The organism is Stenotrophomonas sp. 364 (assembly GCF_009832905.1).
In the GTDB taxonomy this organism is placed as follows: Bacteria; Pseudomonadota; Gammaproteobacteria; order Xanthomonadales; family Xanthomonadaceae; genus Stenotrophomonas; species Stenotrophomonas maltophilia_AP.
This window is the reverse complement of the sequence record NZ_CP047135.1, coordinates 4,509,346-4,526,462: the sequence shown is the minus strand read 5'-3', so window position 1 is coordinate 4,526,462 and position 17,117 is coordinate 4,509,346. Positions and strand designations below refer to the sequence as shown.

Below are 17,117 nucleotides of genomic sequence, written 5' to 3'. Positions count from 1 at the left end.
GCACGCGCCCACCACACTGCCCCTACTGATCCCGGGAGGAGTACCGCATGCGCCTTGCCCTGTTGTTGACCCTAGGTTGTGCGTTGCCACTGGCCGCCTGCAGCCAGCCGCCGAAAACCAACGCCCCCACCTCCGAACCCATGGCCGCCGGCGCCGACAGTGCCGCCCGCTGCGATGCGGAGAAGTTGAACGGCCTGGTGGGCCAGACCGCCAGCGAGGCGGTACTCGCCAAGGCCGTCAAGGACAGCGGCGCCCGCCATGCGCGCGTGCTCAAGCCCGGCATGGCCATGACCATGGACTACCGCGAAGACCGCGTCAGCATTGAAGTGGACGAACAGAACAGGATCGTGCGCGCCAACTGCGGTTGATCGCCTGAGCCGATGAAGACGGCGGCCTGCGGTGCTACGCAGGCCGCCGTTTCCGTGCGGTCAGTCGCGCAGGCGCTCGGCCTTGCCGCTGGACAATGCCTGGTCGATCGCCGCGCGCACGTCACGTGCGGCGCGGGCCGACGCCATGCTCTGCTGCTGCGCCAGGCGCGCCTGCTCGCGGCCAAGTTCGGCCTGTTCACGGGCGACCCGGGCGATGCGCTGCGCATCCACGGCCTTGGCCGATGCGGTGCGCGCCTGACGCGCTGCCTGGTTGGCCTCGGCGGCCGCATCCAGGGTGGTCTGCCGCACGGCCGCGTGGCTTACCGCGTCAACATCCAGATGCGCCATGACGTCCGCGGTGACCTGCATGCTCAGTTTGGCCATCTGCTCGCCGATCTCCGATTGGCGATCGCCCAGTTCCGCCTGCGCGTCGCCCAGCGCGGCCACCTCGCTCTGGTTGCGCCCCAGCTGCCGCAGCACGGCCGGATCGCGGATCAGGTAGCGTGCCTGCCCACGCCGTACCCACAGCACCGGTTCGTCATCGCGGGCATCGCGCCGCGCCTGCTTGAGGTCGGCCAACGAGGCATTGACGAAGTTGTCGCCGTCGCCCATCAGCACGAAGGCCTGCGCCGGTTGCCGGGACAGCGTGAGCTGGCCGTGGGTGACCAGCGGCATGCCATCGTCCAGCGCCTGCGGTGAGGTCGGCGCGCGCGGGGCCTGCGGTGCCATCGGCGGTGCCGGCGGCGACGGCGGCGCAGGGGCCGCCATCGGTTCCGGGGCCGGAGACGGGACGGGCGCAGAGGGCGCAGGCGGCGGCGTGGCCGGGGCGCGAGGTGTAGCCGGCGGCGGCGGCGGGGGCGCAACCGCCGCCACCAGCCGCAGCGGCGCCACACCGACCAGCACGAACACCGCGGTGATCGCCAGCGCCGCCATGCGCGGGACCCGACGGGTCTGCTGCAGGCTCAACAGCCGACGCTTGAGGCTGCGGAAGTTCGGCGACGCACTGGCCACACCCACCGCCGGGCGCGGGGCCACGCCCAGCTGCACCAGCAACCGGCCGTAGTCGTGTCGGCAGTGGCCATGCCCGGCCACCACCGCACCATCGCAGGCCTCTTCGCGGGCCAGCGCGTATTCGCGGGCGGCCAGGTGCACCAGCGGATGGAAGAAGAACAGGTGCTGCGCCAACGCCGGCAGCAGGCCCCACCACAGATCGCGACGCTGCAGGTGCACCAGCTCATGGGTCAGCGCCATGTCCAGGTCATCGGCCGACATGGCCGGCAGTTCGCGCGCGGGCAACAGCAACACCGGGGCCCACGGTCCGATCAGCTGCGGCGAGCGGATCTGCGCGGAGATCTTCAAGGCGGGCGCGCGGCGCAGGCCGTGTGCTTCGGCCGCCAGCTGCAACGCGTCCTGCAGCGAGGCATCGGTGCACTCCACTGCATCGCGTACCAGCGCGCGGCTGTGGCGATAGCCACGCAGGCTGTGCAGCAGCATCACCAGCACGCCCGCCGCCCACATCGCCAGCAGCACGGCCGGCCACGACCACAGCACCGAGGCCGGCGCGGCCATCGCAACCGTATCGGCGGCCGCAGGTGCCACCGCAACGGCGGCATCCATGGCAGGCAGTGCGATCACCTGCGTGGTCTGCGCCGCGGGCGCGGGCAGCACGGCCAGTTCCAGCGGACTGCTCCAGACCAGGCCCAGTACCGCCTGCAGGGCCACCAGCCACCACAAACGCACCCGCGTGGACGGCGGCAGGCCCGGCAGCAGCCGGCACACGCCCCACACCAGGCCCACCAGCACCGCGCTCTGCACGCTGGTCCAGCCCAGCCGCACCAGCAGTTCCATCATCAGCGTCTCCATGGCTCAGCCCTCCCGCTTGCGTGACTGCAACTGCGCGACCAGCGCTTCCAGCTCGGCCAGTTCCTGGTCGCTGACCTCGGCCTTGTGCGACATGAAGGCCACGAACGGCGATACCGAGCCCTGCAGGGTCTTTTCCACGAAGCTGGCCACCGCGCCCTGCACCACGCTGTCCTGGCCGCTGGTGGCGGCATAGCGGTACACGCCCTGCACCTGCTTGCGCTGCAGGTAGGCCTTGCCGCGCAGGCGTTCCATCATGGTCAGCACGGTCGAGCGGGCCAGCCCGCGTTCTTCGCCAAACCCCGCCGCTACCTCGCCTACGGTGGCGCCGCCCTGTTCTGCTACGTACTGCAACAGGGCCAATTCCTGGTCCCCGATGGTTTTGCCGCGCATGACACACTCCGATGACTACACGTGTCGCCACGGTGCCAGTGACTACAACTGTCGTCAAGTGCCGGACGGCGCGTGCCGACGAACGGTCGCGTGCCCGCCGGTTAAACCTTTTCGCCCGCCGCCGCATCCAAACCTGCGAGCCCGGACTGTCCCCGCTCCACCGGCGCGCGGCGACCGGTGCATCTGCCCAAGGAAAGCTGCATGCGTTTCAGCGCCCTCCGCACCACCGTCCTGGTGGCCGCGCTCGTTGTGCCCTTGGCGGGTTTCGCCGCCCCCTCCACCGCCTGGGAGCCCGCCAACGCGCAGGCCCGGCGGTTCGTGCAGGACACGATGCAGGCCAGGCATATTCCCGGCCTGCAGATCGCGGTGGTCAAGGACGGCCAGCTGGTGTTGTCCGAGGCCTATGGCCTGGCCAACGTGGAGAACGGCGTAGCCGCCACGCGAAACACGCGGTTCCCGCTCAACTCGGCCACCAAGTCGTTTACCGGGGTCGCGATGGCGCAGCTGGCCCAGGCCGGGCGCGTGGATCTGCAGGCACCGGTGTCGCGCTACCTCGACGATCTGCCGCCGGCGTGGGGCAAGGTGCAGGTACGCCAGCTGCTCGACCACACCTCCGGCCTGCCGGACATCCTCGATGCGCAGGGGCTGCTGGGCGGCAGCACCGAACAGGCGGCGTGGACGCAGGTAACCGCCTTGCCGGTGGAGGCAGCGCCGGGCGAGCGTCACCGGTACAACCAGACCAACTACGTGCTGCTGGCGCGGATCATCGCCAGGCAGGCCGGCATGCCGTACCCGCAGTACATGGCCCGGCATCAGTTCGACGTGGTGGGCATGCCACGCACCACCTTCGGCGACAGTTACGACCTGGTGGGCGACGCGGCCACCATCTACAGCTGGTTCCCCCGCAAGACCGACGCCGCCGATGCACCGCAACGGCTGTCGCACTGGTTCTACGACCTGTCACCGGGTCTGTGGGCCGGTGCGGGCATGCTCACCACCGCCGACGAGGTGGGCCGCTGGATCATCGCGCTGTCGCAGGGGCAGCTGCTCAGGACCACGGGCGTGCGCCGCATGTGGACGCCCAAACGCCTGAACAACGGTGAGCCCGGCGCCTGGTCGGCCGGCTGGCCGATCATGGGTACCACACCCGACCTGCAGGTCGGTGGCATGGGCGGCGCACGCGCAGCGTTCATCGTGTATCCCGAGCGCCAGCTGGCGGTGGTCGTGTTGACCAACCTGGTCGGCGCCAACCCGCAGGACTTCATTACGCCGATCGCCGCGTTCTACGGCAGCGCGCCCAACCCTCGGGGCGCTGCGCGGTCCGGCGTGCCGACCACCGATGCCAGCCGACCATCGACGAAGCGCACGGCAACCCCCTAGCTCCGCGTCGGTGAGGTGACCAGCAGGCTCAGCGCCTGGTGCTGCCGTGTGCAGGCACTGCGCAGGCCCAGGAAGCGCACGCGCCAGCGTTGCAGCGCGGTCGCGCCGGACTCAGCCGCGCGGCCCGCCCATCACCGGCAGGATCACCCCGCTGATGTAGCTGGCGGTCACCGGCGAGGCAAGGAACACGTAGGCCGGGGACAACTCCTCCGGCTGCGCCGGGCGGCCCATGTCGCTGTCCTTGCCGAACTCGGCTACGTCGGCGGACTGTTTGTCGGCCGGGTTGAGCGGCGTCCAGACCGGTCCCGGTGCCACCGCGTTGACCCGGATCCCACGCGGCAGCAGCTGGCTGGCCAACGCCTTGGTGAAGGCATGGATGGCGCCCTTGGTAGCCGAATAGTCGATCAGGGCCTTGCTGCCGAACAACCCCGTTTCCGACCCGGTGTTGATGATGCAGTCGCCTTCCTTCAAATGCGGCAGCACCGCGCGGGCCATCTGGATGTAGCCGCCGATGTTGGTCTGCAGGGTCTCCTGCAGGTGCGCGTCTTCGAGGTCTTCCAGGCGCTCGCAATGCAGCTGGAAGGCGGCATTGTTGACCAGGATGTCGATCCCGCCGAAGGCCTTGGCCACCTGCTTGACCGCCTTGTTGCAGAACGCGGGGTCGCGCACGTCGCCGGCGATCACCAGGCAGCGACCGCCTTCGGCTTCCACATGCTGGCGCGTGACTTTGGCGTCGGCCGCTTCGTCCAGGTGCAGCACGGCCACGTCGGCGCCTTCGCGGGCAAACAGCACGGCCACCGCGCGGCCGATGCCCGAATCGGCGCCGGTGATGATCGCGCGCTTGCCGGCGAGCTTGCCGCTGCCCTTGTAGTCAGGGGCAAGAAAGCGCGGCGCCAGCGCCAGTTCGTGCTCGTTGCCCGGCTTGGCGATCTGCTGCGCCGGCATCGTCTCCGGCTGCTTGCGCGCGCCGGCTTGGGTGGCCTTCTTGGTCGCCTTTTTCGCTCCCTGCTTCTTGGCGGCCTGCTTGGCCACGCGTGCATCCTTGGCCTTTTCCTGGTCCTGCAGGCGGCGCTGGCGCGCGGCCACGCGGGCGGCGCGCGGGTCCTTGGCCGCCGCCTTGCGGGTAGCGGTCTTCACCACCGGCGTGCGCTCGGCCTGGGGTTTGGCAGCCTTGTCGGCGGCGGCGGAAGCGGCGGGGGTGCGTGTCTTGCGGGTGGCCATCTGCGGCTCCTTTGCGAAAGCGTTCAAGTGCACAGGCAGTGTGGCCAACCGCGCGGCCACGCAAAGTGAGTGCAATGTGGGCAAACCGTGCAGGCTTCATCCGCCGCATACGCGCGCCGGGGCACGCTGCAGGCCGGAAAACCTGCTGGAGTCACCCCATGTACCGCACCCTTTTCGCCGCGGCCGCCCTGGCCACCCTTTCTGCCTGCAGCAGCACCCCGGTGGCGCAGGTGCAGCCCATCGACGGGGTGATCTCCGGGCAGTGCCACGTGGACAAGGTGCGCGGTGCGGTCGGCCTGGCCGCATCGGCGGCGACCGTCGAGCGCGCCCGCGTGGACAGCGACAGCCTGCAGGTGAACGTGGTGCGTGGGCAGCACGCCGAGAGCGGCCCCACCGCCAGTGGCGCGGCCAACCCGACCCCGGGCGCGGAAACCGGCGGCGAGCGGTTGACCATCGAAACCGGCCGCACCAACAACATCACCGCGCTCTACTGCGGCTGATCGACCCGCTCAGGCCGCCCGCGCGCGCTTGACCGTGCGCCGTGCGGCCTTGAGCACCTTCAATGTCGCCTGCTCCCATTGCCGCTCGCCGCGCAGGCCTGCCAGCGCCTTCAGCGAGCCGGCGCGCCAGCCATCGAACACGCACGGATCGATGTAGGACTTCCTGCACACCGACGGCGTATTGCCCAGCAGGGTCGCCACCTCGCACACCACCTGCTTCTGCAACGCCGCCAGCGCACGTTCGCTCGAAGGTTCGGGCAGTTCGGTGATGGCCAACTGACGGATGGCTTCCAGCGTTCCGCCCCAGGTCCGGAAGTCCTTGGCACTGAAATCCTCGCCCATGGCGTCGTGCAGGTAGTCGTTGACCATGCCCGAATCCACCGGCTGCACCGCACCTTCATCATCGCGGTACTGGAACAGCGCCTGCCCGGGCAGCTGCTGGCAGCCGCGGATCAGCGTCACCAGGCGGCGATCATCCACGTCCACCTCATGCGCCTGTCCGGACTTGCCGCGGAAGCGCATCTGCGCACGCCCGCCCTTGACCAGCGCCAGGTGCCGGTTGCGCAGCGTGGTCAAGCCGTAGGAGCGGTTGTCGCGGGCGTATACCTCATTGCCCACGCGCACCAGCGTCTGCGCCAGCAGCGCGACCACGATGGCCAGGACCTTGTCGCGCGGGAAGCCGGCCAGCTTGAGGTCGCGCCGCAGGCGGCGGCGCAGCACGGGCAGTGCGGTACCGAAGGCGATGATGCGGTCGAACTTGCCGTCCCCGCGCACCCGCGCCCAGTCGGCGTGGTAGCGGTACTGCTTGCGGCCGCGGGCGTCGCGCCCGGTGGCCTGCAGGTGGCCATTGGGCAGCGCGCAGATCCACACATCGGTGTAGGCCGGGGGAATGGCCAGCGCGCGGATCCGGGCCAAGGTGGCGGCATCGCGCACCGCCGCGCCGTCGGCGTCCCGGTAGCTGAAGCCCTTGCCGGCGCGCCGCCGCTGCAGGCCCGGCATTTCATCGCTGACGTAACGCAGGCCGGCCTCGCGGGCGGCGGCGACTTCGGGGGTAACGCGACGACTGGGGCTCATCGGAGGACGCGGCGGTAAGGGCCTGCAGTGATACCCGGTGCGGGTGCGAGGGCGCGTCAATAACACAACACGAACACCTCACACCCCGCTTGGCGATATCCTCCAGGGTTTCCTGGTTCGATGTCTGGAGTTTCGATGCCATCCTTGTCGTTCCGCCGCCTGCGGCGTTCCATTGGCCTTGTGGCCGTCATTCCCGCCCTGCTCGTACTGGCCGCCTGCCAGGCGCCGCCCATGGACGAGCAGGAAGCCGTGGGCACCCATGCCCAGAAGGCCGCCGAAGCCGCCGCCGCCCCGACCGATGAAGCGGGCAAGGCGCTGGAAGCGCCGCCGGTTGGCACCTGCGATGCCACCCAGGTGCAGAGCCTGGTCGGCCAGGCCTACAGCGACAAGATCGGCAGCCAGGCCCAGCAGGACGCCAGCGCCAAGCAGCTGCGGGTGCTCAAGCCCAACGACATGACCACGATGGAGTTCGTCGGTGAACGACTGAACATCGAAGTGGACGAAAAGGGCGCGATCAGCGGCCTGCGCTGCGGCTGAACAGGGACGCCTGGAACCGCGGTTCCAGGCGGTTTTTGAAGGGGTTTGGTTGCGGCTGCAACCGTGTATTGCGGCGTTGCAGCAACTGTGATCTAGTCGAGTCATCCGGTGCCTCCAGATGCGCTCAACGGATTGAGCGGGGACGAGTGTCGCCGCTCACCCGACATTGAGGCAGAGATGGCCCCCCGCAACCGCCAAGGGCTTTACGACCCGCAAGATGAGCGCGATGCCTGTGGTTTCGGCATGGTTGCCCAGCTCGACGACCAACCGTCCCGACTGCTGGTGGATACCGCCATTGCAGCGCTTTCGCGCATGACCCACCGCGGTGGCGTGGCCGCCGATGGCATCACCGGCGACGGCTGCGGCCTGCTGCTGCGCCGCCCCGACGTGTTCCTCAAGGCGCTTGCCGCCGAAGCCGGGCTCAGCCTGGGGGCGCGATTCGCCGCCGGCGTGGTGTTCCTGCCGCACGACGATGCGGCCGCCCAGACCTGCCGCGACATCCTGGAACAGCAGCTGCGCGATGCCGGCTGTCGACCGGTCGGCTGGCGCCTGGTACCCACCGACCCCAGCGTATGCGGACAACTGGCCCGTGACACCCTGCCGCGCATCGAACAGGTGTTCGTCGATGCCGGCGCCGAGCAGGACGAGGCCACCTTCACCCTGGCCCTGTTCCTGGCCCGCCGCCGCAGCGAACAGCAGCTGCGCGAGCACGCCGACTACTACGTCACCACGCTCAGCCCGAATGCGATCAGCTACAAGGGCATGGTGCTGCCGGACAAGCTGAGCCGCTTCTACGTGGATCTGCAGCGCAACGACCTGGCCTCCAGCGCCATCGTGTTCCACCAGCGCTTCTCCACCAACACCCTGCCGCGCTGGCCGCTGGCGCACCCGTTCCGGATGCTCGCCCACAACGGCGAGATCAACACCATCGAGGGCAACCGCCGCTGGGCGCAGGCGCGCAGCAAGGTGTGGAAGACGCCGCGCTTCGACATCGGCCAGTTCGACCCGGTGATCTCCATGCACGGCTCGGATTCGCAGAGCCTGGACAACATGCTCGAGCTGATGGTCAGCGCCGGCATGGACCTGATCCAGGCGCTGCGCATCCTGGTGCCGCCGGCGACCCAGTCGCTGGAGTTCAAGGACCCCGATCTGGCCGCGTTCTACGAGTTCTACGGGCTCAACAGCGAGCCGTGGGACGGCCCGGCCGGCATCGTGGCCTGCGACGGTCGCTATGCGGCCTGCACGCTGGACCGCAACGGGCTGCGCCCCGCGCGCTGGATGCTCACCTCCGACCGCCATTTCCTGGTGGCTTCCGAAGCGGGCGTGTGGGAAGTGCCGGCCGAGCGCGTGGTGCGCAAGGGCAAGCTGGGACCGGGCGAGATGATGGCCATCGACCTCAAGCGCGGTGACCTGCTCGACTCCGATGCCATCGACCGCATCAACCGCGGCCGCGCGCCGTACAAGCAGTGGCTGCAGCAGGGCGTAACCTACCTGCAGACCGAGCTGATCGATCCGTCGCTGGTCGAGGAACCGTTCGACGAGCGCACCCTGCGCAGCTACCACAAGCTGTTCCAGCTGAGCACCGAAGAGGTCGAGCAGATCCTGCGGCCGCTGGCCGAGACCGAGCAGGAAGCCACCGGTTCGATGGGCGACGACACGCCCATGGCCGTGCTCAGCCAGCACAGTCGCCCGCTGTACGACTATTTCCGCCAGGCGTTCGCGCAGGTCACCAACCCGCCGATCGACCCGCTGCGCGAAGACTGCGTCATGTCGCTGACCACCCAGCTCGGCAAGGAGACCAACATCTTCCATGCCGGCGCGGAGACGGTGAACCACGTCATCCTCAATTCGCCGGTGCTCAGCCAGCGCAAGCTGCGCCAGCTGATCAAGATGGAGCAGTACGTCGAGAAGAACCGCCTGATCGACCTGTCCTACAGCCTGGACGAAGGCCTGAAGGCGGGCATCGAGCGCATCTGCGCCGAGGCCGAGGCGGCCGCCCGCGAGGGCATCGTGATGCTGCTGCTGAGCGACCGTTACCCGGTCGCCGACCGGCCGATGGTGCATGCGCTGCTGGCCACCAGCGCGGTGCACCACCACCTGTCCAACGCCGGGCTGCGCTGCGACGTCAACCTGATCCTGGAAACCGGCACCGCACGCGATGCGCACCACATGGCGTGCCTGCTCGGCTTCGGTGCCACCGCGGTGTACCCGTACCTGGCCTACCAGACGCTGTTCGACCTGGGCCGGCGCGGCATCCTGCAGCTGAGCAAGGGCGGCGAGCAGTCGCAGATCGGCCGCCGTTACCGCAAGGGCATCTACAAGGGCCTGTCCAAGATCATCTCCAAGATGGGCATCTGCACCGTGGCCAGTTACCGCGGCGCGCAGCTGTTCGAGATCGTCGGGCTGGATGACGACGTGGTCGGCCTGTGCTTCCCCGACACCGCCTCGCGCGTGGCCGGCGTGGGCTTTGCGCGCCTGGACGACGAAGCCCGCGAACTCACCGTGCGTGCCTGGAACGACCTGCTGCGCCCGGACGTGGGCGGCGTGCTCAAGTACGTGCACGGCGGCGAATACCACATGTACAACCCGGACGTGGTCATGACCCTGCAGCGCGCCGCGCGCAGTGGCGATGCCGCGGACTGGCAGCGCTACTGCGAGGCCGTGCACGGTCGCCCGGTGTCGGCGCTGCGCGACCTGCTGCAGCTCAAGGCCGCGCCCACGCCCACGCCGCTGGACCAGGTGGCTCCGGCCGAAGACCTGTTCCGCCGCTTCGATACCGCCGCGATCAGCCTGGGTGCGTTGTCGCCGGAAGCACATGAAGCGCTGGCGATTGCCATGAACCGGCTCGGTGGGCGCAGCAACTCCGGCGAAGGTGGCGAAGACCCGGTGCGCTACGGGACCGAGAAGCGCAGCAAGATCAAGCAGGTGGCCTCGGGCCGCTTCGGCGTCACCGCCGAGTACCTGGTCAACGCCGAAGTGCTGCAGATCAAGGTCGCGCAGGGCGCCAAGCCCGGTGAAGGCGGCCAGCTGCCCGGCCACAAGGTCAACGAGCTGATCGCGCGGCTGCGCTATGCCAAGCCGGGCATCGGCCTGATCTCGCCGCCGCCGCACCACGACATCTACTCCATCGAAGACCTGGCCCAGCTGATCTACGACCTCAAGCAGGTCAACCCCGACGCGCTGGTGTCGGTGAAGCTGGTCAGCCATGCCGGCGTGGGCACCATTGCTGCTGGCGTGGTCAAGGCCGGCGCCGACCTGATCACCGTATCCGGCCACGACGGCGGCACCGGTGCCAGCCCGGTCAGTTCGATCCGCTATGCCGGCGTGCCGTGGGAACTGGGCGTTGCCGAGTCGCACCAGGCGCTGGTGGCCAACGACCTGCGCGGGCGCACCCTGCTGCAGACCGATGGTGGCCTGAAGACCGGCCTGGACGTGATCAAGGCCGCGCTGCTGGGCGCGGACAGCTTCGGTTTCGGCACTGCGCCGATGATCGTGCTGGGCTGCAAGTACCTGCGCATCTGCCACCTCAACAACTGCGCCACCGGCGTGGCCACCCAGGACGAGCGCCTGCGCGCACAGTACTTCACCGGCCTGCCCGAGCGCGTGGAGAACTTCTTCCGCCTGCTGGCCGAGGAAGTGCGTGGCTGGCTGTCCTACCTGGGCGTGCGTTCGCTGGACGAGATCGTGGGCCGCACCGACCTGCTGCAGCAGCTGGACGTTTCCCCGCGCCCGGGGGTCAAGGTCGACCTGTCGCGCCTGCTCAACCCAGCCACGTACGAAGGCAGCCACTGCGCCGCGCAGCGCCTGTACGAATCGCCGGACAGCCTGGCCACGCAGATGGACGGCCTGCTGGCCCCGGCCATTGCCGGCAAGCTCGGCGGCGAACACCGCTTCCTGATCCACAACACCGACCGCTCGATCGGCACCCGCCTGTCCGGTGCGATCGCCCGCGTGCACGGCAACCAGGGCATGAGCGATGCGCCGTTGACCCTGCGTTTCCGCGGCACCGCCGGGCAGAGCTTCGGGGCGTTCAACGTGGGCGGCCTGCAGCTGGAGGTCGAAGGCGAAGCCAACGACTACGTCGGCAAGGGCATGGCCGGTGGCCGGCTGGTGGTGCGCCCGCCGCGTGGCGCGCGCTTCGAGGCGCGCAACACCGCGATCATCGGCAACACCTGCCTGTACGGTGCCACCGGCGGCGAGCTGTTTGCGGCCGGACGGGCCGGCGAGCGCTTCGGCGTGCGCAACTCCGGCGCGCTGGCGGTGATCGAGGGCGCCGGTGACCACTGCTGCGAATACATGACCGACGGCATCGTGCTGGTGCTGGGCAAGGTGGGCCTGAACTTCGGTGCCGGCTTCACCGGCGGCCTGGCCTACGTGCTGGATATCGACCGTGACTTCGTGGACCGTTACAACCACGAGCTCATCGACATCCACCGCATTTCCGCCGAAGGCTTCGAGAACCATCGCCAGCACCTGCACACGCTGATCAGCCGCCACCGCGAACTGACCGGCAGTATCTGGGCGCAGCAGATCCTCGACGAATTCCGCGATTACGTGGGCAAGTTCTGGCTGGTCAAACCCAAGGCCGCCAGCATCGAATCGCTTACCGACTCGCTGCGCCGCGCCGCCTGACCGTCCACGTAGTGCCGGCCGCTGGCCGGCAACCCAAAAATCGTAGTGCCGGGCTCTGCCCGGCAACCCGAACATTCCGTAGTGCCGGGCTCTGCCCGGCAACCCGAACATTCCGTAGCGCCGGGCTCTGCCCGGCGACCGAACAACGCAGGGCCCACCCATGAGCCGCAAGCAAGCCTTCCAGTTCCTCGACCTGCCCCGGACCATGCCGCAGCGCATTCCCGTCGAACTGCGCACGTCCGGCGACTGGGGCGAGCTGTACGGCAAGTTCGGCAAGGAAGACGCCCAGTTCCAGGCCGGCCGCTGCCTGGACTGCGGCAACCCGTACTGCAGCTGGAAGTGCCCGGTGCACAACGCCATCCCGCAATGGCTGCAGCTGGTGCAGGAAAACCGCATCCACGAAGCAGCCACGCTGTGCCACTCCACCAACCCGCTGCCGGAAGTGTGTGGCCGGGTGTGTCCGCAGGACCGCCTGTGCGAAGGCAGCTGCACGCTGGAAGAGTTCGGCGCGGTCACCATCGGCGCGGTCGAGAAGTACATCGTGGACACCGCGCTGGCCACCGGCTGGCGCCCGGACATGACCGCCGTGGAACCCACCGGCAAGCGCGTGGCGGTGATCGGTGCCGGCCCGGCCGGCCTGGCCTGCGCCGACAAGCTGGCGCATGCCGGCATCCAGGCGGTGGTGTATGACCGCTACGAACAGATCGGCGGGCTGCTGCAGTTCGGCATCCCCAGCTTCAAGCTCGACAAGGCGGTGATCAGCCGCCGCCGCAACGTGCTCGAAGGCATGGGCGTGCAGTTCCGGCTGGGCGTGGAGATCGGTCGCGACGTCAGCGTGGACCAGCTGCTGGCCGAGTACGACGCGGTGTTCGTCGGCACCGGCGCTTACCGCTACACCGATGGCGGCCTGCTCGGCCAGGACCTGAAGGGCGTGCTGCCGGCGCTGCCGTTCCTGGTGCAGAACAGCCGCATCGTCGGCGGCAGCGACGCGCATGGCCGGCCCATTGCCGGCTGGGAAGACCAGATCGCCCTGCCCGACCTGGAGGGCAAGCGCGTGGTCGTGCTGGGCGGTGGCGACACCGGCATGGACTGCGTGCGCAGCGCGGTGCGCCTGGGCGCGGCCAAGGTGACCTGCGCCTACCGCCGCGACGAAGCCAACATGCCCGGCTCGGCACGCGAAGTGGCCAACGCGCGCGAGGAAGGCGTGCGCTTCCTGTTCAACCGCCAGCCGCTGTCCATTGAAGCCGGCGCGGACGACGAGGTGATCGGGGTGATGGTGGTGGAAACCCGCCTGGACGAACCCGACGCGCAGGGACGCCGCAACGCGGTGCCGGTCGAAGGCAGCGAATCGCTGTTGGAAGCAGACGTAGTGATCATCGCCTTCGGCTTCTCGCCCAGCACCCCGGCCTGGCTGACCGAGCGCGGCGTGGAAGCCGGCCACAACGGCCGCATCATCGCCGGTGGCAAGGACCGCCTGCCGTTCCAGACCGCGCACCCGCGCCTGTTCGCCGGCGGCGACGCCGTGCGCGGTGCCGACCTGGTGGTCACCGCCGTGGCCGAAGGCCGCGATGCGGCGGCCAGCATCGCGCAGCTGCTGGCGGTCTGACGTCGGCGGGATGGGGCGGCCGCGCCGCGCGCGGTTGCCGAACGTGGCCCGGCAGGCCACGAAACGCGCGGCGCCGTAGAGCCGGGCTCTGCCCGGCTGCCCTTACGCCGCGTTCGACAACACTGGGGCGGCCCGCACCCCGGCCCGCTCGATCTCCAGCGCCAGCAACAGCTCAATCTCGTCCAGCTGATCGCGGATGCGCCCGTTGCTGGCGTCATCGGCATGATCGTTGTCGATATGTGCGTCGAGCATGCGTGCCAGCCCGACCAGCAGCACGTCGGCGTCGCCGCTGGCGGCATGCCGCAGCAGCCGGCCCAGCGCGCGGATACGGGCACTGCGGTCGGCAGCAAGGGACTGGACCGACATGTCCTTGGGAACCTGGGAGAGCGCCATGGCGGTTTTTCCTGATTGACTGATGGCACCCACTGTCGGTTATGGCCCACTTCCAGGCTATGCAACTAATACGAAAATGCGTGAAGACGCGTGCCCGAGTTCGCAGTTCCGGAGCCCGGGAAGCGACATAGAATGCCGGTTGCTCACCTCCCTACCGGATGATCCCCATGCGCATCGGCCTGGCCGCCAACCGCCTGCACCACCACGACAAGCACGCCGCCCTGTTCCGCTGGCTGCGCGCCTGCGACGGTGGCCTGCGCGAGCTGGGGGTGGAGCTGCATGCGGTCGGGCGCACCTTCGATGCGATCCAGCGGTTGGGCTTCCTGCCCGATTTCGCCCCGCTCAAGCGCTATCCCAACGGGCGCGAGGGCGGCCTGATGAAGCTGGTGGCCGAAGTGGTTGGGATGGGCTCGCCTGAGCGCACCCTGGACGGGGCGATCTACCTGATGGATCCGGTGGACCCGTCGTCGATCTTCCCCGAGGCCACCGCGCTCAAGCGCCAGTGCGTGATCCACGGCAAGCCGTTCATTTCCACAGTGGCCACCGCGCGCGACTGGGTTGAAGTGGAGCGCTTGCACGCCGGGCTGCCCGCCGATCCGGGCGCTGACGACCTGTATGCGTTCGAACGGCAGACCCTGGCCCTGATTGCGCACGACGCCATGAAGCCGGCGATCCTGGCCTTTGCCGACGAGCACTTCGACCTGCTTTCACGCTTCGCCCATCGCGTGGGCACCGGCACCACCGGCCAGCGCCTCAACGAGCTGGCCTGGAGCCGCGGCTGGCCGCAGGACCAGGCGTGGGTGCAGCGCTACCAGAGCGGCCCGATGGGCGGCGACGCGCAGATCGCCGACCGCGTGCTGGAAGGCGACTGCCAGCGCGCGATCTTCTTCGAGGACCCGCACGTGGCCCGCCAGCACGAGGCCGACATCCAGCTGCTGGAACGCGCCGTCACCACCGTGACCGACCAGGCCGTGTGCATCACCGCCCCGCGCGTGGCGACCCGCTGGGCACAGGCCGCCACCGCCCGCGCCACCGGGTAGGTACCGTCCGTTGGTCGGTACGCCAAACACCGGTGAACCGCCGGTCGGCCGATGCGCCAAACACCGGTAGGTACCCACCGTTGGTCGGTACGGAAGATACCGGTAGTGCCGGCCGCTGGCCGGCAACCTCGCGGGCCTGGATGTCATGGGCAGCCGACCAACGGTCGGCTCTACACACCAGGCTGCGCAGCCGACCCACGGTCGGCTCTACGGGGTGGGGGTCAGCAGCTGCCGCAGCATGGCCTTCAACCGCCGTCCTTCGGCCTGGAAATAATCGCGCTCCTGCCGCCACGCCGGAAAACGCTGCTCCACCTCGGCCCAGAAGGCCGGCGAATGGTTGGCCTGGATCAAATGGCAGAGCTCGTGCACCAGCACGTACTCGAAGGCCGATGGCCGGCCCAGCACCAGCGCCAGGTCCAGCGCCATGCTGCCGTCGGGTGCCAGCGAGCCCCATTGCGAGGACATCACCTTCAGGCGCAACCGCGCCGGTGCACGCGGCAGGCCGGGCAGGTAGCGCGGCAGCCACTGGCCCACATCGGCACGGGTCTGTGCCTCGTAGAACTCGCGCAGGGTGCGGCGTAGCGTGGCATCGGTACCGCGCGCCGGCCAGTGCAGGCAGGCGCCCTCGCTGTCGATGCGCATGGTCGCGAAGCGGCCGCTTTCCCACCGCAACGGCAACAGCGCACCGCGCAACGGCAGCACGCCCGGCTCGCCGATCACCAGCGGTGGCGGCAGGTTCTGCGCCTGGTAGCTGCGCAGCTGCGTGGACAACCAGTCGCGGTGCAGCTCCAGGAAGCGTTCGCCCATCACCAGGCTGGCCCGCGGCGGCAGCGTCAGGCGCACGCCCCGCTCGTCGACGCTGAGCTTGATCCGCCGCGCACGCGGATCGCGCACGCGCAGCACGTCGATCTCGGCATCTTCCAGCCGTAGTCGAACCGTGTCGCGCTGCAGGGTGGGGGCAGCCGGCGAAATGAGGCGGCGGAGGAATCCGGACATGGGTACAGCATAGCGCCGGCAGTGACCGGCGCATGACTGCGCGCTGTTCAGGCCAGCACGTAGAGCGGGGCTCTGCCCCGCTGCCTACCGGTCGGGCAACGTGCACGTAGAGCCGGGCTCTGCCCCGCTGCCTTCCCGGTGCGATGCCACGTACGTGAACCAGCGGGGCAGAGCCCCGCTGTACACGATGGCGGCGCTGGCTCAGTCAGCCTTGCTGAGCTTGAAGGCCTCTTCCAGCAGCAGGAACAGGCGCCGTACTTCGCCGCTCTGCAGGGCGAAACGGGCGTCCAGTTCGGCGCGGCGGCCGTCATCGTCGGCGTGTTCAAGCTGGTCCAGCGCGCCGTCCAGGAACTTCAGCTTGCGCACGATCAGGTCGTCGCCCAGCACGAAGGACAGGTTGTCCTCGAATACCAGCGCCAGCTTGGTCACCTGCTTGCCGGCATCCAGGTGCTTGTCGATCTCGTCGCAGCGCAGCTCCTGGTGCTGGCACTTGACCACCGCACCGCCCTCGGCCGGGTCCTTCATCTCGCATTCTTCGCCCAGGCTCAGCCCGGTCGGGAGTTCCTCGCCGGCAATCCAGCCGGTCAGGATCGAGCGCGGCGCCACTTCGGCGTTGAGCGGCATCGCCGGGAAGCTCCCGAGCAGGCCACGGATGTCGGACATCACGTTCTCGCCGGTCTTGCGGCTGGAGCTGTCCACCGCCACGTAGCCGTGGGTCAGGTCGATCAGCGCGTCGGTGCGCGAGCTCTTCACGAAGGCGCGCGGCATCAGTTCGTGCAGCAGGTCGTCCTTGAGGCGCTTGCGCTCGCGGCCGCCGGGCTTGCGCCCTTCCTTCTCCTCGATCTCCTCGAGCTTGCGCGCCAGCAGGTCGTTGACCACCGCGCCCGGCAGGATCTTGTCCTCGCCGCCCACGGTGAGCCACAGCGCGTCGCCGATGCGGTGCGAGAACACGGCTTTTTCCTCGCGGCCGAACGGCGAGATGAAACCACGCGAATTCATTTCAAGCGGACCCACCGGCTTGAGCAGCACCTGCGGCAGCAGGGTGTCTACTTCGGAAAAATCGGTGGCGGTCGGGAAGCGGAACAGCGTCAGGTTGCGAAAGAACATGGAAGTCCGA

General features: G+C 69.1%; 14 protein-coding genes. 7 read left to right on the top strand and 7 right to left on the bottom strand.

The window, feature by feature from the left end; all coding sequences use genetic code 11:
- Positions 1–47 precede the first annotated feature (47 nt).
- On the top strand, positions 48–368 hold the full coding sequence (locus GQ674_RS20105) for an I78 family peptidase inhibitor (protein WP_159498720.1): 321 nt from the start codon (positions 48–50) through the stop codon (positions 366–368).
- A 60-nt stretch (positions 369–428) separates the two neighbouring features.
- On the opposite strand, the gene GQ674_RS20100 is transcribed toward GQ674_RS20105, so the two are convergent.
- The gene (locus GQ674_RS20100; protein WP_236546135.1) at positions 429–2,219 is read right to left on the bottom strand and encodes a M56 family metallopeptidase; all 1,791 of its coding nucleotides are present in this window, start codon (positions 2,217–2,219) and stop codon (positions 429–431) included.
- A gap of 15 nt (positions 2,220–2,234) precedes the next feature.
- Positions 2,235–2,621: a BlaI/MecI/CopY family transcriptional regulator gene (locus GQ674_RS20095; protein ID WP_038691382.1), complete on the bottom strand. Its 387-nt coding sequence runs from the start codon at positions 2,619–2,621 to the stop codon at positions 2,235–2,237.
- Positions 2,622–2,822: 201 nt separating this feature from the next.
- On the opposite strand from GQ674_RS20095, the gene GQ674_RS20090 reads away from it, so the two are divergent.
- Complete coding sequence (locus GQ674_RS20090) at positions 2,823–4,001, top strand: serine hydrolase domain-containing protein (protein ID WP_159498716.1); 1,179 nt, start codon at positions 2,823–2,825, stop codon at positions 3,999–4,001.
- Positions 4,002–4,112: 111 nt separating this feature from the next.
- On the opposite strand, the gene GQ674_RS20085 is transcribed toward GQ674_RS20090, so the two are convergent.
- The gene (locus tag GQ674_RS20085; protein WP_201290190.1) at positions 4,113–5,222 is read right to left on the bottom strand and encodes an SDR family oxidoreductase; all 1,110 of its coding nucleotides are present in this window, start codon (positions 5,220–5,222) and stop codon (positions 4,113–4,115) included.
- Positions 5,223–5,380: 158 nt separating this feature from the next.
- Between GQ674_RS20085 and GQ674_RS20080 the strand changes: the two genes are divergently transcribed.
- Positions 5,381–5,722 (top strand): hypothetical protein, encoded by a 342-nt coding sequence (locus GQ674_RS20080; protein WP_159498714.1) that lies wholly within the window; start codon positions 5,381–5,383, stop codon positions 5,720–5,722.
- A 9-nt stretch (positions 5,723–5,731) separates the two neighbouring features.
- On the opposite strand, the gene GQ674_RS20075 is transcribed toward GQ674_RS20080, so the two are convergent.
- Positions 5,732–6,796: a DNA topoisomerase IB gene (locus GQ674_RS20075; protein WP_159498712.1), complete on the bottom strand. Its 1,065-nt coding sequence runs from the start codon at positions 6,794–6,796 to the stop codon at positions 5,732–5,734.
- A 135-nt stretch (positions 6,797–6,931) separates the two neighbouring features.
- Between GQ674_RS20075 and GQ674_RS20070 the strand changes: the two genes are divergently transcribed.
- From GQ674_RS20070 to GQ674_RS20060, 3 genes are all read left to right on the top strand, one after another.
- The gene (locus tag GQ674_RS20070; RefSeq protein WP_128097637.1) at positions 6,932–7,333 is read left to right on the top strand and encodes an I78 family peptidase inhibitor; all 402 of its coding nucleotides are present in this window, start codon (positions 6,932–6,934) and stop codon (positions 7,331–7,333) included.
- A 177-nt stretch (positions 7,334–7,510) separates the two neighbouring features.
- The gene (gene gltB / locus GQ674_RS20065; protein WP_159498710.1) at positions 7,511–11,965 is read left to right on the top strand and encodes a glutamate synthase large subunit; all 4,455 of its coding nucleotides are present in this window, start codon (positions 7,511–7,513) and stop codon (positions 11,963–11,965) included.
- A 160-nt stretch (positions 11,966–12,125) separates the two neighbouring features.
- Entirely contained in the window at positions 12,126–13,571 is a 1,446-nt protein-coding gene (locus GQ674_RS20060; RefSeq protein WP_159498708.1) for an FAD-dependent oxidoreductase, read from the top strand.
- 102 nt (positions 13,572–13,673) lie between these two features.
- Here the strand turns inward: GQ674_RS20060 and GQ674_RS20055 are convergent, their stop codons facing one another.
- Positions 13,674–13,964, bottom strand: a complete 291-nt coding sequence (locus GQ674_RS20055) for a hypothetical protein (protein ID WP_159498706.1) — start codon at positions 13,962–13,964, stop codon at positions 13,674–13,676.
- 167 nt (positions 13,965–14,131) lie between these two features.
- On the opposite strand from GQ674_RS20055, the gene GQ674_RS20050 reads away from it, so the two are divergent.
- Entirely contained in the window at positions 14,132–15,004 is an 873-nt protein-coding gene (locus GQ674_RS20050; protein ID WP_159498704.1) for a methylglyoxal synthase, read from the top strand.
- Between the two features lie 207 nt (positions 15,005–15,211).
- Here GQ674_RS20050 and GQ674_RS20045 read toward each other — a convergent pair whose 3' ends face one another.
- Positions 15,212–16,000 (bottom strand): SprT family zinc-dependent metalloprotease, encoded by a 789-nt coding sequence (locus GQ674_RS20045; protein ID WP_159498702.1) that lies wholly within the window; start codon positions 15,998–16,000, stop codon positions 15,212–15,214.
- Positions 16,001–16,201: 201 nt separating this feature from the next.
- Positions 16,202–17,107 (bottom strand): recombination-associated protein RdgC, encoded by a 906-nt coding sequence (locus GQ674_RS20040; RefSeq protein WP_128097633.1) that lies wholly within the window; start codon positions 17,105–17,107, stop codon positions 16,202–16,204.
- Between the last annotated feature and the right edge of the window lie 10 nt (positions 17,108–17,117).

Coding starts and splice junctions, on each gene's coding strand:
- GQ674_RS20105 (WP_159498720.1), top strand. CDS start 48: ATGCGCCTTGCCCTGTTGTTGACCCTAGGTTGTGCGTTGCCACTGGCC.
- GQ674_RS20100 (WP_236546135.1), bottom strand. CDS start 2,219: ATGATGGAACTGCTGGTGCGGCTGGGCTGGACCAGCGTGCAGAGCGCG.
- GQ674_RS20095 (WP_038691382.1), bottom strand. CDS start 2,621: ATGCGCGGCAAAACCATCGGGGACCAGGAATTGGCCCTGTTGCAGTAC.
- GQ674_RS20090 (WP_159498716.1), top strand. CDS start 2,823: ATGCGTTTCAGCGCCCTCCGCACCACCGTCCTGGTGGCCGCGCTCGTT.
- GQ674_RS20085 (WP_201290190.1), bottom strand. CDS start 5,222: ATGGCCACCCGCAAGACACGCACCCCCGCCGCTTCCGCCGCCGCCGAC.
- GQ674_RS20080 (WP_159498714.1), top strand. CDS start 5,381: ATGTACCGCACCCTTTTCGCCGCGGCCGCCCTGGCCACCCTTTCTGCC.
- GQ674_RS20075 (WP_159498712.1), bottom strand. CDS start 6,796: ATGAGCCCCAGTCGTCGCGTTACCCCCGAAGTCGCCGCCGCCCGCGAG.
- GQ674_RS20070 (WP_128097637.1), top strand. CDS start 6,932: ATGCCATCCTTGTCGTTCCGCCGCCTGCGGCGTTCCATTGGCCTTGTG.
- gltB (WP_159498710.1), top strand. CDS start 7,511: ATGGCCCCCCGCAACCGCCAAGGGCTTTACGACCCGCAAGATGAGCGC.
- GQ674_RS20060 (WP_159498708.1), top strand. CDS start 12,126: ATGAGCCGCAAGCAAGCCTTCCAGTTCCTCGACCTGCCCCGGACCATG.
- GQ674_RS20055 (WP_159498706.1), bottom strand. CDS start 13,964: ATGGCGCTCTCCCAGGTTCCCAAGGACATGTCGGTCCAGTCCCTTGCT.
- GQ674_RS20050 (WP_159498704.1), top strand. CDS start 14,132: ATGCGCATCGGCCTGGCCGCCAACCGCCTGCACCACCACGACAAGCAC.
- GQ674_RS20045 (WP_159498702.1), bottom strand. CDS start 16,000: ATGTCCGGATTCCTCCGCCGCCTCATTTCGCCGGCTGCCCCCACCCTG.
- GQ674_RS20040 (WP_128097633.1), bottom strand. CDS start 17,107: ATGTTCTTTCGCAACCTGACGCTGTTCCGCTTCCCGACCGCCACCGAT.